Consider the following 15631-nt stretch of genomic DNA (forward strand, 5'->3'; position numbering starts at 1 on the left):
CGATATGATGATACCAATTTATCCGCAAGTGTGCCAATGTCCGCACTACCCCCCCTGGTTACAACTCGCTCCAGATGGTATGTACGACGGACAACAAAAGCCGGTGCCGATGCGTTTACCAATGTGTGAATTGCTGCGCCAATAGAAAAAATAGGAGGCACAAACACGATGAGCACCAACATCTCAAAACAAAAGCGTGATGACCTGATTGCAAAAATCGGTCAGATACGCACTTTCATATCTGCCGCCCCGCAGGACGAAAACACGGGCAATCTGCTGACCTACCTTTCCGAGTTGGAGAAAGATGTTAATGGTAAAAAGTATGGTCTTGTGTTTGAAGAACACCGCGAGGAAATTGACGATGTGCTGGATACGCATACGCCTGTGCTGACCGAGGACAAAAGCCTTTTCATCGACAACGGCGGTCAAATGAATTTTCTCATTGAGGGGGATAATCTCGCTTCTTTGAAACTATTGGAGAAAACGCACAAGGGCAAGATTGACCTTATCTACATAGATCCACCTTATAACACCGGAAACCAAGATTTTATTTATGATGACACGTATCTTTCAGCTACCGATGGATACCAACATAGTAAGTGGATTTCGTTTATTACTGAAAGACTTAAAATTGCGAAAAAGTTTCTTGCGCAAAATGGTGTTATTGCAATTAGTATTGGATACCAAGAGGTACATAACCTCATGTTGATGTGCCAAGAAATGTTCTACGAAAAGAATGTTACTTGCGTAACGGTTCAAACATCGGGTGGAAAGCCAAACGGTGGTTTTAATATTACATACGAATTTATTGTATTTATTACCCCAAATGATTTTTCTCCCAATGCGAGCGAATCTGCAATGAACGAATATGCGTCACCTTACCACGGAATGAATTTAGCGACATTCGACCAAGTACAGAGACCAGGACAAGCCTATCCGATATTTGTTGATAAGGATGGAGTTTTTTTAGGATGTGGAAAATCCCTTGCCGAAAGGGTAAAGGCAGGAGAATATAACGGCGAATTACAAGATTTCATATATGACTATTCGGAGGCGCCTGAAGGCGCGTATGCTATTTGGCCTGTTACACGAAAAGGTGTGCCTTGTGTATGGCGTTTAATTCCGTCCCGTCTTGCGAAAGATTGGGAAAAAGGTTACATCAAAATCGTGCCTCAAAATCCTGGCAAGACAAAAAACTTATTTACAGTTCAGTATCTTTCCGATGGTGTAATTAAAAAAATCAAAAGTGGTGAATTGGAAACACATAGATTATCCGAGGATAGCCGTATTCCTACTGTCAATGTTGATAATTATCGAACTGCTGGAACAACTATTCAATCTATTTGGACGGAAAAAGCCTTTTATACTACTAACGGTGGCAATGAAATGGCTGATATTCTTGGTAGTAAAAAAGCATTTTCCTACCCAAAACCGCTTGCACTTGTATCAGAGGTAGTGCAACGCATATCCAAAGAAAATTCAACCATTCTTGATTTTTTTGCTGGCAGCGGCACAACGGGACATGCCGTTATGAAGCTGAATGACGAAGATGGCGGAAACCGTCGTTTCATCCTATGCACCAACAACGAAAACAACATATGCCGTGATGTGACCTACGAGCGTATCAAGCGCGTTATCGACAAAGAGGGGTACGCCGCGAGTCTGAAATATTACAAGGTGGACTACATTCCCATTTCAGAACGTCTTTATTATGAGTATGCGGGCGAGCTGCTCTGTCATATCCGCGAATTGGTGGAGCTTGAAAACGGCATCAATTTTGTCGGCAACGCGGAAATTGCAATTGTGCTGACCGAAGAAGAACTTGCCGTTTTTATGGCAAATATTGATGCTTACAGTAAATGCCGCAAGCTGTATATGGGACACGACCTCTTACCCGACGAGGAACAGGAAAAGTCCCTTGTCGAACACGACATAGAGATAAATATTATTCCCGATTACTATTATCGGGAGTTGCAGGAGGTGTAAATGATGGAACTAAAAATGTTTCAAAAAACGGCTGTAAAGTGTTTGTTTGATGCGATGGATACCTCTGCCAGGGACATCATCTTAAAAAGTCCCACGGGCAGCGGAAAGACCATCATTCTCACCTACTTTATGCACCAATACACGCAGAGCTATCCGAAAACCGTGTTTGTGTGGCTCACACCAGGCAAGGGTAACCTTGAAGAACAGAGCAAGGCGAAAATGGACAAGTATATCCACGCCGCGCAAACCAAGCTCCTTGCCGATGTGATGGCGGCGGGATTTGAGGAAAACGATTGCTGTTTCATCAACTGGGAGAAGCTGACGAAAAAAGGCAATAACGCCCTCAAAGACAGCGAACACACCAATTTCATTGAGCATATCGAACACGCTTTGAATGACGGCTTGCGCTTTGTGGTTATCGTGGACGAGAGCCATCAGAATAACACGGTCAAAGCGGACGAGATTATTCAGTATTTCCATACGAATAAAATTATCCGTTGCTCTGCTACACCGAAGGGCATAAAAAATGCGGAGATTATCGAAATTCCCGAAGAAGATGTAATTTCAGAAGGTCTGATAAAGAAAATGCTCATCATCAATGAAGATTTTCCGCAGAGCATAGAAACCACCGACCAGAACTCCTATCTGCTTGAAATGGCACTCGCCAAGCAGCGCGCGCTCCGTTCCGCTTTTCTGGCGGCGGATAAGGACATTAATCCGCTGATTGTTGTGCAAATACCGAATAAGTCCGAGAAAATGCAGGATGATATTGAGCGTTATTTTGATACACAAGGTATTACCTATGAAAATCAGCAGTTGGCGGTGTGGCTCTCCGATATGCACGAAAACCTGGAGGGCATCGACGAGCCGAATGCAAATTCCGTTGCTGTTATCATCAAGCAAGCCGTCGCTACGGGTTGGGACTGTCCGAGAGCCTATATTCTGGTGAAGCTCCGCGACAACATGGACGAAACCTTTGAAATACAGACAATAGGACGTATCCGCCGTATGCCCGAAGCGCATCACTATGGAAGCGATTTGCTGGATAGCTGTTACCTCTATACCTTTGACGAGAAGTTTACGCAGGGTGTGAAAATGAGCTTGGGCAAGGGTGCGTTGGATGCGGCTACGCTGTTTCTCAAAAACGAATACAAAGAAATCACGCTGATCAGTGAACAGCGGACAATGGTTACGAATACCCGCAATCCGCAGACTGCGCTGCTTGCCGTTGCCAAATACTTTGAGAAAGAGTTTAAGACGGGCGGCAATAAAGCGGAAAATCTGACGCGCTTACAGACGGCGGGCTTCGTATTTGCAGACGGCATTTTGCGCCATACATATTCGGGCGAAACAGCAACCCTCGATTTCAATGCCGGCGATATGAACACCGTCACCATTGAGGAAAAGCTGAACACCCACCAACACGGACACTTGTATCACAACCGCATCGGTAAAATCGGTATGGAAATTGGTATGGAATATAATTATATGAATACCATTATCCGCAAGCTGTTCGATAAGAATTTCAAGTATGCGCGTAAAATTCTTACTTTAGAGCCAAGAGAGGTTTACATCTTTGTCATTAACAATGCAGACCGTTTGAAGTACATCGTGCGTGAAGCGATGGCGGCGGAGTTGGCGCAGCTTCAGTTGGATATAAAGACGGTATCTAAAGTGCAGTTCCGTATTCCGAAGAGTTGTCTGTTTACCTATGATGGAACGGCGAAAACACAGGTGGAAATGAAAAAGAACGTGTATTGCGGCTATCTTTCCTCTGCCGAGGTTCGTTCTTCTTCGGAGCGCAAGTTTGAAAAATACTGCGAACACGCTGACAGTGTGGATTGGGTATATAAGAACGGTGATAAGGGCAACGAATATCTTTCCATCGTTTATGCCGATAACTCCGAAAAACAGAAGAATTTCTATCCCGACTACATTATTTCCGTTCGTGGTAACATTTGGATTATCGAAACCAAGGGTGGTTTTGACCGTTCTGGCAATAGCCAGGATATTGATATTTTCACGCCGAAAAAGTTTAAGGTGCTGAAAGATTATCTTGAACGCTATGAGCTGAACGGCGGCATCGTCCGCTACGATGAAAAGAGCGAGGAATTGTGTATCTGTATGGATACCTATTCCGATGACATCGGAAGTGACAGTTGGAAAATTCTATCCGATGTTTTAATGTAAGAAAAGAGGTGTTTGGGGTGAAGGTAATAGAGCATCGACAAGTAAATACAAATGGAAAAGCTAAAGTGCAGTTTTTGCGTATTGACCCCGAAGATTTATCTGCAACTTTGTTAGATATTTTGACCGTTTTAATGAATTTGTCGTGGCTTAGCAAATTCAATAAAGATTACAAAATTGCAGCCTTTACCTCAAGAGCCAATAAAACTATAAAGGACATCGAGGAGAAATTCTCCAAATCCAAAGACGATAAAATCTCCAAGGATGCTGGCGAGTATGTTGTATCCGAATTAGCGAGAGAGGCAATCGTAAACGAACTTCACTACTTGGATATACCTTTGGCAGAGTTACTTGGAAAGAAAAAGTCTGGAAATCCGGGATTCGATTTTCATAGCCAAAATATTGATACAGATACAGTCATATTTGGTGAATCCAAGTATGTTACGACAACAACTGCGTATTCCAGTGCTTTGCCACAGATGGTAGATTTCATTGAAAAGAGTAAGGACATTGAAGATTTGCCCGAATTAGAACCTTTTTGTTCAGACGCAGCACTTCGTAGAGCTTATGACGGAAGAAAGGGTTTTGCTGCGGCTTTTTCTGCCAAAAGCACAAAATCGGATAGTATTATCAATAACATTATAGGTCGTTCAGATTTTCAATCACTACTTCCATTTGAGGAAGTATTATTAGTGGCGGTGAATCTATGAATAGTATTTTAGAAAATGGGAACTTGATAAGTCGAATTAAAGACGGGATAAATTTGCCCGAAATAGCAAACTATGCTCTTGAATGCTTATATCTAGATGGACCAGTAGATACGGTGGTTCTCGAAATTGTTTCGTATCTAAAAATATTTCAACCTGCATTCTTTGCCACCATTGAAAATGACGTGATAGAAATAATGGGGTTGTTCTATAAATCGCCCACGCCAGAAACACTTCAAGGTGTAGTGTTTGATATATATTCTCAACAAATCAAAGAACGCTGGGGTAATACTTATACACCAATGCAGGCGGATATTCTAAAACAAATCAACTCAAAGCAATGTTTCAGCTTTTCTGCTCCCACAAGTACGGGAAAGTCGTTTGTATTCAGCAATGTGATTATGAAATCGCAAAGAGATATTGTTGTAGTTGTTCCTTCGAGAGCACTAATAAACGAATATCATGACCGTGTATGCAGCACCGTAGATGTCAAAGAAGTGAATGTCTTAACATTTGTTGAGCGCATCAATACTAAACATGCCAAAAGAAATGTGTTTATTCTTACCCCTGAGCGTGCTCGCGAATTGTTTAAGAACAAGTCTTGGCTGGATATTGAATACATACTTATTGATGAAGCCCAGTTAAGTGACGAAAAATCAACACGGGGAATATACTTTGACGGTATCGTTCGACGTGCATTGAAAGTTTTTCCAAATGCGAAATTCATATTTGCCCATCCTTTTATATCAAACCCGCAGGCACAGTTAAAAAAGAATAATATTGAGCTGGACGAATCAGCATTTTCGAGACAGTACAAGCAAAAAAATGTTGGACAGATATTTTATACTCATAATCCTAATTTGGGAGAATTTTATCATTTCGGAACAAACAATAGAATATTTGGTGAACGTAAAATATTATCTTCTTATGATCCCATTGAGCAGTCGCTAAGGAATGGCGGTAGCGTGCTGATATACGCTGCGAAAACACAGATTCTTAACAAAAAAATATTTCAACGCTTCAATAAATATTTTGAGTTCTGCCCCACAATTACAAATCCAGAGGCATTAGAGCTAATCGAAAGTCTCCGCGAATACATTGGAGCATCAAAAAACGATATGAATTACTATAATTCCGACATGATTGATAACCTCATGCGCGGAATTGTATCCCATCATGGCTCAATCCCCCTTACTGCTAGACTCATTCTTGAGCATTTTACTCAAAGAGGGTTCTGCAAATTATGTTTTGCAACCTCCACATTGGAGCAGGGGATAAATATGCCCTTTGATGTAGTTTATATCGACAGATTCGAGGCCTCAAAATCTTTGTCTGTAAAAAATCTTATTGGTCGTGCAGGGCGCTCAACCACGAATAAGCAATTTGACGTAGGTAGCGTCATAGTTCGCACCTCTGCTATGACACCATTGCGTAAAACACTTCTAAAAAACGAACCTATTTCAGAGATATCTCATTTGGATATTAAAGATGACAAAATTGATGAAACCTACCAGGAGTTTAAGGACGCAATTATTAATGATACATTTAATGATGAGTATAATCTGACCGAAAAAGATGTTGAAAAGATTAAATCGGAAGAAATCAAATTACTGATACCAACATTGTTAGATATGCTGTTTATTGATGAAAACATTCTTACTGCCGAAGAAATTACTCCAGAGATCAAAGACCTGTTTCATAAACTTTACGAGTCCTATCTCGGACGTCCTTTAGTTGTATCAGAGAAAAAAGTACTGAATGAAGCAATTAGAATCATGCTCTGGAAAGTGACCGGCAGAACTTTTAGAAATATTTGTCAGATTAGATACGCACGAGTTGCACAAGTGAATGAACGAAGGAAACATCCTGAACGTATTGAATCTATACCCGCCAAATATATGGTTGGCTATAATGAAATACCCAATAAGAATCTGCCCATTTACCCTAAAATACCGAATACAATCCTTGCAAAAAATGTGGATTACGATACGGTTGTATTTGATACTTATGATTTTTTGGATAAAATGATTGGCTTCAAGTTGAGTGACATTTACTATGCAGTTTTTCGTGAATACTATTTGGATACGAATGATGAGCGCTCCCAGAAAATGGCGAATTATATGAAGTTCGGGACAGACGATGCAACAGAGATTTGGATGCTAAAATATGGATTTGACTTTGAAGATATTGAGTGGCTGAAACCATATGTAAAATCCATTGGAGAAGAAGAAATTTGCTTTTATAGTTCTATTGTAGAACTGAATAATGAGCAGAAAAGACTTATAGAAAAGTTTCTCTACTAAAAACTTGGCAAAAGCATTAAACCGTTACCAATGTATCAAACGATTCGGGTAATAGGCAAAAACTCCAAGCACCACGCCTAGAGCTTTCGTCAACCTAGTACTCCCAATCCATTTGTGACAATAATCTGTACATATATTAATCAAGAATGGTTAATAATTTTTGATCTAAGTCACGTTCGTGTTTTATGTGATAGCGTTTTCAAATTTTTATGTTTATATCCTTATAACCTAATTTATGCAATATTTAATATTGTAAGAAAACTAAATAAAGGATAATTTGCATAAATAATTAGAATATAAATTATTATACGAAATACTGCAATTGCAAAAGTAGGGAGAAAGAATATGAGCTACGTTGCAGATAAACCTATTGAAAAGGCTGATGAAGATTTATTGGGAAGATCTGATTTTGCAAAACAATTTGGGAAATCGATTTATGAGTATGATAGCAAAGATGGTCTTGTAATTGGCTTGTATGGAAAGTGGGGTAGTGGTAAGACGTCTATTATAAATATGGCAATATCTGAGATTTCAGTATACGAAGATGAAGCCAAAAAAGTAGAGAAAGAAAAATGGTATTCAAAATTATACAAAAGAATAAGAAAATCCGATACTTCACAAAAAACTGAAGAAGATCAAAATCATAATCCAATAATTATTAGATTTTCGCCATGGAATTATTCCGACAAGAATAATTTAATCAGTTTGTTCTTTTATGAATTGAAGAATAAATTAGGTATAGCTAAAGACGAAGAGAATAAAGAAAAAATCGGAAAGGCTATAAGTCAATATTCCGATGTTATTGACGTTTTATCATTTATTCCAGTAGCTGGGCCTGCAATTGCTCCTATATTGAAAACTATTTCCAAATCAAAAGGAGCTAAATTGATGCAAGCTCCTAGTTTGAATGATGCTAAAGAAAAATTGTGTGAGGCGCTAGAAGATTTTAACCACAAAATAATTGTTTTTATCGATGATATAGATAGATTAACTACTCCTCAGATTAAAGACATTTTCCAATTGGTTAAGCAAGTAGGCGATTTCCCAAACATAATTTATGTTCTTACAATGGATAGGGAAATTGTTTGCAATGCTTTGTCTGAATATCACAATATTGACGGAGATGAGTATTTAAAGAAAATTGTTCAAGTTTCTTTCGAAGTTCCTGAAATTGATAAATCATTATTGCCTGAAATATTAAAAAGTAGACTAAATAAAATTATATACAAAAATGATTGTGAAGAAGAATTTGAAAATAACGAATATTTTGAAACAGTACTTGAAAACTGCGTAAATCCATATATTAAAAATATAAGAGATATTAATAGATTACTTAATGCTTTCCAATTCAAATATGGCGCTTTGTGGAAAGAAACATCATTTGTTGATTTATTAGCTATTACTGCAATAGAAATTTTCGAGCCTAAATTATACAAATGGATTGCTTATAATAAAAATATGCTTTGTGAAGGCAAAGAGCATACTTGTTTGATGATAGAAAATGATGGTAACAAATATTTAAAGCAATGTAATGAAAAATTTAGTAATTTAGGATTTGACTTTAACAGAGTAATTGATATTCTATCAACCCTATTTACAAGATTTGCAAAAGATATTAATAAAGATAGTTTTGTAAAAGACCTTACTAAAAAACACTCAACAAAATATCAATCTGAAGAAGAACTTACCAGTAAAATGCGTGTTGGTTCCGCTGAGAAATTTGACTTATATTTCAGTTTTAATTTATGGAGTATAAAAATCCCAAGAGAAGAAATTATTAAATGCGTGAACAGTTATAGTAATTTTACTCTTAGACAAAAAATTAAGAATTTTAATAAAGATGGTAATATTATACTCTTTTTAGACAATATAGAAGCGCTAGCTCTTGATAATGAAATATTAAATAATCGACTTGCTTTAATTGCATCTATATTATTTGAATTACAATATGAATTTAAAGACCCAGATCCATCTGTCTTCTATAACACGTCTGCAACTGAATATTCAGAACAAATATTATCAAAAATAGTCGCTTGTATTGATAAAGAAAACGACAGGTATGAAATTATTAGTTCTGCAGTTAAAAATATTAATAGAGACAACGTTGGCACAACATCTACAATAATTAAATATATTGGATTCGCCTACAGAAAATACGGATGTAAAGATGAACGTAAAGATTCTCAATTCATTAGTCTTAAACATTTAGAAGATATTGAAAAAATTTATGCGGCAAAAATTAAATCCATTTCAAAATCCGAAGATATATTAAGTTCTTACCAATTCCGTATAGCATTTTACGTATGGAAATATGTTGATAAAGAAACTGCCATCGAATATGTTAAAAATCTGTTTAAAGATGATGTAAATAAGCTTAAATTCTTATGCTTAACAACATATAATAGTTTAACGGACTGGGAATTTTCTTCAGAAAATTGCTTTTATCTAATTTCTGAAGAAGAATTTTATGCTTCCATAAAAAATTTTGATAAAAGTCGATTAGATGAATTTACTAAAGAAGAGCAAATAATATTAGCTTCGTTTACTATAAACTATGAAAATAGAGACAATGATCATTTTCTTCCTGCACAAGAAAAACAAGCTATAGAACTCATAGAAAAGTGGAAATCTGAAAGCAAGAGTAATTAAGAGTGGGTACAGTTCTGTCTGAATTTCCATTACAGCGTTGTAAGGAATTTCAGACAGAACTATATAAACTACCGCACTTTGCGCCAGCGCAATCTATCGTCGTTCGCGCCTAGTTTACACATCATAAGAGTTCCTCGTATAGTTACTCCTTGTTGTCCAGAAGTAGAGCAGAAGCTTCCTGGATGTACTAGAGGAAGTTGCTGTTGTTGAGGCTGCTGCTGAGGTTGTTGTTGAGGAACGGGAGCTGGTTGTGGGGTAGGTGCTGGCGCCTGCTGCTGAACTGGTGCTTGGGCAGGTTGTTGATTCTCTTGCTGTTCTTCTGTGTTCCCATTTCCAGATTGCGTAGAATCTGAATTGGAACTATCTACAGATGATTTGTTTGTTGAATTCTTTTTGGTGTTTGTTTTGTTAGCGTTAGTTTGATTGTTATTGTCGGAATCCTCATTTGAAGACGACTTTGGTTTATTTTCATTATTGTCTTTGGAATTCTTGGATTTGTCATCTTTATCTTTTTGTGCAAAAATTGAATCCTTTTCAATTTCGCAAGACAAGTCGTTCTTTTTTACGGAACAGATTTCGTCAGAGTAATGATTTATGGCAAATTCTATTTCTGTTTCATCAAACTTAAGGTCTTCAAGTTTTGATTTTGCGTCTTCTTTAGTTAGGTTATTATCATCTTCTACGAGTAGCCTTAATTTTCTTACTGCCACATTGTTGAAATCGTAAGTGTCGTCTAAATAATTTATAGCAGATTCGGAATCTTTCGCAGAACATCCGGAAGTTGTCATCTTTTTCTTAATAGCGTTCAAGGACAAAAAGTCGTCAACTACATAGTTCTTTGCTATATTTTTACATTCCAATGCGCTTAGCTTGGTTTTAGTGTTGTTTGGTTTATTTTGCTGAATCGAACCTATGACCCCAACTGCTAAAAAGATTATTAATATAGTTAGGAGTATATGTTTAAGTTTTTTAGATTTTGTATTTTTTGGATTTTTTACACTATTTTGTTTGTTATACATGTTACTTGTATTCTTATCGTATGATGTTGTGCTGTTATTTATAATCTGAGTTTTTTGTATATCGCTGTTTTTGGCAGAAACATCATTGTTATTCATAGAATATCTTTCTCTACTGTAAATATTTGATATATTTTTCTACTGTTTTTATTATTACTTTCACAGTTTAGTAGCATTTTGCTTATTTTGTGAATAGATGTATATTAAATATTTTTAGTCTTCAGATTAGAAAAATTTATAAATCTCATTATAAAATTAGTTCGAATCCCTGAGGGGCACATGCAATCATTCCTACATGCGTGTTAGTGGCACAAAATAAGGGCTAATTGCAAAATCTGTAGCTACACCAACAAACTTCTACCCGTAACTGTTTACTTGGCTCTACTTATTACTTGATACCCGTGTTTAGTTAGCACAGATTCGAGTTGAGAAAGATACGCAAGCGCTGCAGGAGAAAGATTCGTGCGCTCATTCTTAATCCACCCAACAAGCATGGTTTCTTCGCAATCCAGCGGAATGGTCACGATTTTCTCGTTATTCAAGTCGCCATTGTCGATTCCAGTGCAAATCGTAAAACCATTAAGACCAATAATAAAGTTCAAAATAGTTGCGCGGTCTGTAACATTAATCTTTTTAGGCGGATGTTGAGGCCAAACCGCTTCCTCTGTAAAGAAGAAGCTCCCGTCTTCTCCCTGCTCATACTGAATAAATGGATATGGTCGTAAATCATCTAAAGTAAGCTTCTTGCGATTTGCGAGCGGATTATTCCTAGAAATAAAAACGTGCAAATTAGCGCGGAAAAGTGGATGGAACTCAAGATGCTTTTCTCGAAGCATCTTTCCAATAACGTCTTTATTGTAATCAGAAAGATAAAGCAAACCAAGATCTGCGCGCATTGAAGTCACTTGATTAATAATGTTTTTTGTACGCGTTTCCCTTAGTGAAAACTCGTACTCGTTAGAATCTATGCTGCGAATCATGTCTACAAAAGCCTCAACAGCAAACATGTAGTGCTGAGTTGCAACGCTGCAAAGCTGTTTTCTAGGCTTAGTGCTGTTGTATCGCTCTTCAAGCAAATCTGCCTGGTCTAAAACTTGTCGTGCGTATGTTAAAAACTCAGCGCCATCAACAGTTAAAGCAATTCCTTGAGAAGATCTAGTAAAAATCTCAATGCCAAGCTCTCGCTCCAATTCTTTCACAGAAGAACTTAACGCTGGCTGCGAAACAAAGAGTTCATGCGAAGCTTCGTTCATAGATCCGCACTCTACGATTTTCACAATGTACTTTAATTGCAGCAGCGTCATTATTAAGAGCCTTCCGATTTTTGGGATTTATACTTGACTATTACAACTATTACAACTATAAACTAACGCCTATAATCTTGCGACTAACGCTTATGGTCTAATAATTTAATGCCTGCAAACTTGCGACTAACGCTTATAATCTAGCGACTTTGGCTTAACGCCTGCAATCTAACACATATAATCTAAAGCCTATAATCTAACGCCTAGTGATTCCAAATCTTTGCGAGCTTGTTCGGTAGTAGTAAAAACAAACCCATGCATTCCAACGTTATGCGCTCCATCAATATTTGCTGGCTTATCGTCGAAGAAAACAGTTGTTTGCGGCTCTAACCCAAATCTGCTCATAGCAAGTTCAAAAATCTCGGGCTGTGGCTTATGCAAATGCTCAACGCCTGAAATAATCGTGCCCTGCAAAAGCGTGTTTAGTTCTGGGAATTTACGCAGTGCGAGTGGGAAAGTCTCTCTAGACCAGTTAGTCAATCCCCAAACGCCGTACCCAGCTTTGCGTAAATCGTGCAACAAATCTACTATTCCAGGCATCATTCGCGTAAGAACTTGATCGTAGTGTGCGCAATACCACTGAAAAGCGTTGCTAAGCTCCTTGCCAAATCGCCTCTCGTATTCTGGCAAAAGGTCTTTTAGTAGCTCTCCGCCGTCCATGCGATCTTCAAACTCATAAAATCCAGCCAAATCGTCTTTTCCAAAAGTGCCATTAGGGCAAATCGTGTCTACCAAATATGGGAACTGTTTTTGCAAGCAATTCCTGCAATTCCACTCGAGCAAAACCTTGCAATAATCGAACATTACGTCATTAATTTCAACAGATTCTGCATTTTCATTTGTGTTGATATTTTCGCTTGTCATTTTTCTTCTTTCACTAATCAAGATTCATCAAAGACCCAAGAGTGTAAGGCAATGCATCAATAATACCGCTTGCGACTATTGGATGCTCAATATTTTCGCAATTTTCGTAATTTGCGCAATTATTGTAAACGCTTTTTTCATACGATTTTTCATACGACTTTGCATACGATCTTGCAGCCAAATTTGCAGCCAATCCATGGATTACGGCCGCGCTAGCAGCGATTAATGCGTAGTTTGCATTTTGATTTAGTTCACAATTGTTCTGTGCAAGAAGCGCGCCTAAAAGTCCAGCAAGAACATCTCCAGACCCTGCGGTTGCAAGCCAAGATGGTCCATATTTGCAAGTAAATATTGGCAAGTTCAAGTTCGTTGCAGATGCAACAACAGTTGTAGAGCCTTTAAGAAGAACGGTTGCTCCAGTAAGATCAGCCGCTTTTTGAGCGAATTCTACAGGATTTTTTGCAATATTTTCCGCACTAAAATCAAGGTTATAACGTTTTAATAGCTTGCTTAATTCTAAAGCATGAGGAGTTAAAACAACTTTTTCACAAACTTTTTTAGGCAATAAATCAAGCGCTCCAGCGTCTACGCATACGGGTGGTAGGTTTGTGTTTTCTTGATTTTCTGCACTATGTGCGCTATATGGTTTAAGCAAGTCTAAAATATAGTCTCGTTGCGATTTTGTTGAATCATCATTGCAATGATCTGCATCTGGAATTCCAGATCCAACGGTTATAGCATTGACTTTTCCTTGCAAGCAATCTGAAACAACGGCTTCTGGAACTGCTTGTAAAACAAGATTTTGCGCTCTAAATGGCCCCGCATATCGAACCATGCCAATATTGCTGTATGCTGCTGATTTTGTGCTTAAAACGGCCGCTCCTGGGTATGCGTTTGATCCTGTTACTAATCCAAGAACGCCTCTAGAGTACTTATTGCTTGATTCGTTTGGTTTTTTTAAGCATTTGCTAGCATCTTTTACATCTATACTGGCTGTGTTTAGAAGTGGAGTCATATTTACGATTCTAGTGAATATATGCGATTGTTGATTGTGTGCGATTGTTGATTATGTGCGATTATTGCTTGATGGTAGTGACAATTTTGCGTTCCTATACATCATTTATTGGCAAATCGCAAGAAGATCGCCAGAAAAATCGCAATTATATCAAACAAAAAAATCACGACACGCTGTTTTATAAAAAATCTCGATAATTTTTGTGATTTTATTGACCAATCTTTTTATTTTTTCTATGCTTAAAGCGTTATTGCTAACGATAATCTTTCCTAATTACAAGATTAAAAAAGATAGCACAAGTTAAAGTGCTTAGGAAAACACAAGAAAAATCGCAATAATGTGAATTTCAATAATGTGAATTCATAGATTCCGGAAAGGAAAATAGTGAAAACTGCACGAATTTTTGCCACTGCAGCCACCGCCGCTTTGCTAACTGTTGGCTTGTGCGCATGTGGATCAACAGCTAAGACAGCAGATCAAAAGACTAACGGCAATCAAGTAAACGTAGTTGCAACAACCACGCAAATCTGCGATTACGTAACTCAAATCGCATCCACTGCAGATGCAAAATCTGGATTAAGCCTTAATAAGACTGATTCTCAAGGCAAAAAGTCTGTGATTGGCGCGCCTTTAGACAAAGCAAAGTCAACAATCAACCTTACATGCTTGCTTGCTCCAAATGCATCTGCACACGAGCACGAGATGACTCCAGCGCAATCCAAAGCGCTTTCTAAAGCAGATTTAATGCTTGTTTCTGGAGTAGATCTTGAGCACTTCTTAGATCAGGCTGTAAAAGCAACTGGATTTAAGGGCACAATGGGTGTGACTTCGGGCATTCTTACAGCAGATGAAATCAAGGATTCAAAGGCGCAAGCTGCTAAAGAAAAGAATCTTCCTTACAAGATTGACCGCGGTATTGAAAAGGTTCACGCCGAAAAATGGCCATTCCCACCAGAAGAAGGCGAGAAAGAGCCAGAATTCCAATATGATCCACATATTTGGACCAGCACAAAGAACACTATGATTCAAGTCAAGAATATTGGTAACTTCCTTGGAAAGGCTCTTCCAGAAAGCAAGTCAATCTTCGACGAGCATGTTGAGAAGTTCGTTAAGTCGCTTACTGATTTGGACTCTTGGGCAACTAGTGCTTTGAACAGTGTGCCGCAGGAGCATCGCGTACTCTTTACTTCGCACGACGCATTTGGATACTTCTCGCGCGACTACAACGTTAAGTTTATTGGCGCAGCGCTTTCCGACTTTAACAGCCAGCAAGACGCAACCGCAGATCACATTAAGGAAGCTGCAGAAGCTGTTAAAAAGTCTGGTGCTGTAGCAATCTTTGCCGAAAACTCCAACAATTCCAAGTCGATTAAGGCCGTTGCTGCTGCTGCAGGCGTAAAGGCGATTATTGGAGACGATGCGCTTTACGGCGATTCTCTTGGCCCTGTTGGCTCTGCTGGTGAGACATATATTGGTTCTATTGTTCACAACGTTCAGACTCTTGTTAAGGCTTGGAATGGCAAAGTTCCAGACCTTCCAGAATCTGTAAAAACTGCGCTAAAAAAGTAGTTAATAGGTAGCTACACGCGTAGCTGAAAAT

General features: G+C 38.3%; 10 protein-coding genes. 6 read left to right on the top strand and 4 right to left on the bottom strand.

The window, feature by feature from the left end:
- Nucleotides 1–168: 168 nt before the first annotated feature.
- From HXT30_RS02020 to HXT30_RS02040, 5 genes are all read left to right on the top strand, one after another.
- Nucleotides 169–1986 (top strand): site-specific DNA-methyltransferase, encoded by a 1818-nt coding sequence (locus HXT30_RS02020; protein WP_016635360.1) that lies wholly within the window; start codon nt 169–171, stop codon nt 1984–1986.
- Nucleotides 1987–4176: a DEAD/DEAH box helicase gene (locus HXT30_RS02025; RefSeq protein WP_422111726.1), complete on the top strand. Its 2190-nt coding sequence runs from the start codon at nt 1987–1989 to the stop codon at nt 4174–4176.
- Nucleotides 4146–4883, top strand: coding sequence for a hypothetical protein (locus tag HXT30_RS02030; protein WP_205412420.1), 738 nt, complete (start codon nt 4146–4148; stop codon nt 4881–4883). Before HXT30_RS02025 ends, HXT30_RS02030 begins: the two co-directional genes overlap by 31 nt.
- Complete coding sequence (locus HXT30_RS02035) at nt 4880–7183, top strand: DEAD/DEAH box helicase (protein ID WP_016635363.1); 2304 nt, start codon at nt 4880–4882, stop codon at nt 7181–7183. The genes HXT30_RS02030 and HXT30_RS02035 overlap by 4 nt, the downstream gene beginning before the upstream one ends.
- A gap of 345 nt (nt 7184–7528) precedes the next feature.
- The gene (locus HXT30_RS02040; RefSeq protein ID WP_422111727.1) at nt 7529–9832 is read left to right on the top strand and encodes a KAP family P-loop NTPase fold protein; all 2304 of its coding nucleotides are present in this window, start codon (nt 7529–7531) and stop codon (nt 9830–9832) included.
- Nucleotides 9833–9900: 68 nt separating this feature from the next.
- On the opposite strand, the gene HXT30_RS02045 is transcribed toward HXT30_RS02040, so the two are convergent.
- From HXT30_RS02045 to HXT30_RS02060, 4 genes are all read right to left on the bottom strand, one after another.
- A complete protein-coding gene (locus HXT30_RS02045; RefSeq protein WP_422111728.1) occupies nt 9901–10947 on the bottom strand; it encodes a hypothetical protein in 1047 nt (348 codons plus the stop codon).
- Between the two features lie 272 nt (nt 10948–11219).
- The gene (locus HXT30_RS02050; protein ID WP_415694029.1) at nt 11220–12152 is read right to left on the bottom strand and encodes a LysR family transcriptional regulator; all 933 of its coding nucleotides are present in this window, start codon (nt 12150–12152) and stop codon (nt 11220–11222) included.
- Nucleotides 12153–12341: 189 nt separating this feature from the next.
- Nucleotides 12342–13016 (bottom strand): HAD family hydrolase, encoded by a 675-nt coding sequence (locus HXT30_RS02055; RefSeq protein WP_422111729.1) that lies wholly within the window; start codon nt 13014–13016, stop codon nt 12342–12344.
- 13 nt (nt 13017–13029) lie between these two features.
- Complete coding sequence (locus HXT30_RS02060; RefSeq protein WP_422111730.1) at nt 13030–14031, bottom strand: ADP-dependent NAD(P)H-hydrate dehydratase; 1002 nt, start codon at nt 14029–14031, stop codon at nt 13030–13032.
- A gap of 384 nt (nt 14032–14415) precedes the next feature.
- Here HXT30_RS02060 and HXT30_RS02065 point away from each other — a divergent pair, with 384 nt between their 5' ends.
- Complete coding sequence (locus HXT30_RS02065; RefSeq protein ID WP_422111731.1) at nt 14416–15600, top strand: metal ABC transporter solute-binding protein, Zn/Mn family; 1185 nt, start codon at nt 14416–14418, stop codon at nt 15598–15600.
- The last annotated feature ends 31 nt before the right edge of the window (nt 15601–15631 follow it).

It is taken from the genome of Gardnerella sp. DNF00571G (assembly GCF_049262695.1).
Lineage (GTDB): Bacteria > Actinomycetota > Actinomycetes > Actinomycetales > Bifidobacteriaceae > Bifidobacterium > Bifidobacterium piotii.

Bases quoted from the DNA above. Each gene is read 5' to 3' on its own strand.
- HXT30_RS02020 (WP_016635360.1), top strand. From the start codon at position 169: ATGAGCACCAACATCTCAAAACAAAAGCGTGATGACCTGATTGCAAAA.
- HXT30_RS02025 (WP_422111726.1), top strand. From the start codon at position 1,987: ATGATGGAACTAAAAATGTTTCAAAAAACGGCTGTAAAGTGTTTGTTT.
- HXT30_RS02035 (WP_016635363.1), top strand. From the start codon at position 4,880: ATGAATAGTATTTTAGAAAATGGGAACTTGATAAGTCGAATTAAAGAC.
- HXT30_RS02040 (WP_422111727.1), top strand. From the start codon at position 7,529: ATGAGCTACGTTGCAGATAAACCTATTGAAAAGGCTGATGAAGATTTA.
- HXT30_RS02045 (WP_422111728.1), bottom strand. From the start codon at position 10,947: ATGAATAACAATGATGTTTCTGCCAAAAACAGCGATATACAAAAAACT.
- HXT30_RS02050 (WP_415694029.1), bottom strand. From the start codon at position 12,152: ATGACGCTGCTGCAATTAAAGTACATTGTGAAAATCGTAGAGTGCGGA.
- HXT30_RS02055 (WP_422111729.1), bottom strand. From the start codon at position 13,016: ATGACAAGCGAAAATATCAACACAAATGAAAATGCAGAATCTGTTGAA.
- HXT30_RS02060 (WP_422111730.1), bottom strand. From the start codon at position 14,031: ATGACTCCACTTCTAAACACAGCCAGTATAGATGTAAAAGATGCTAGC.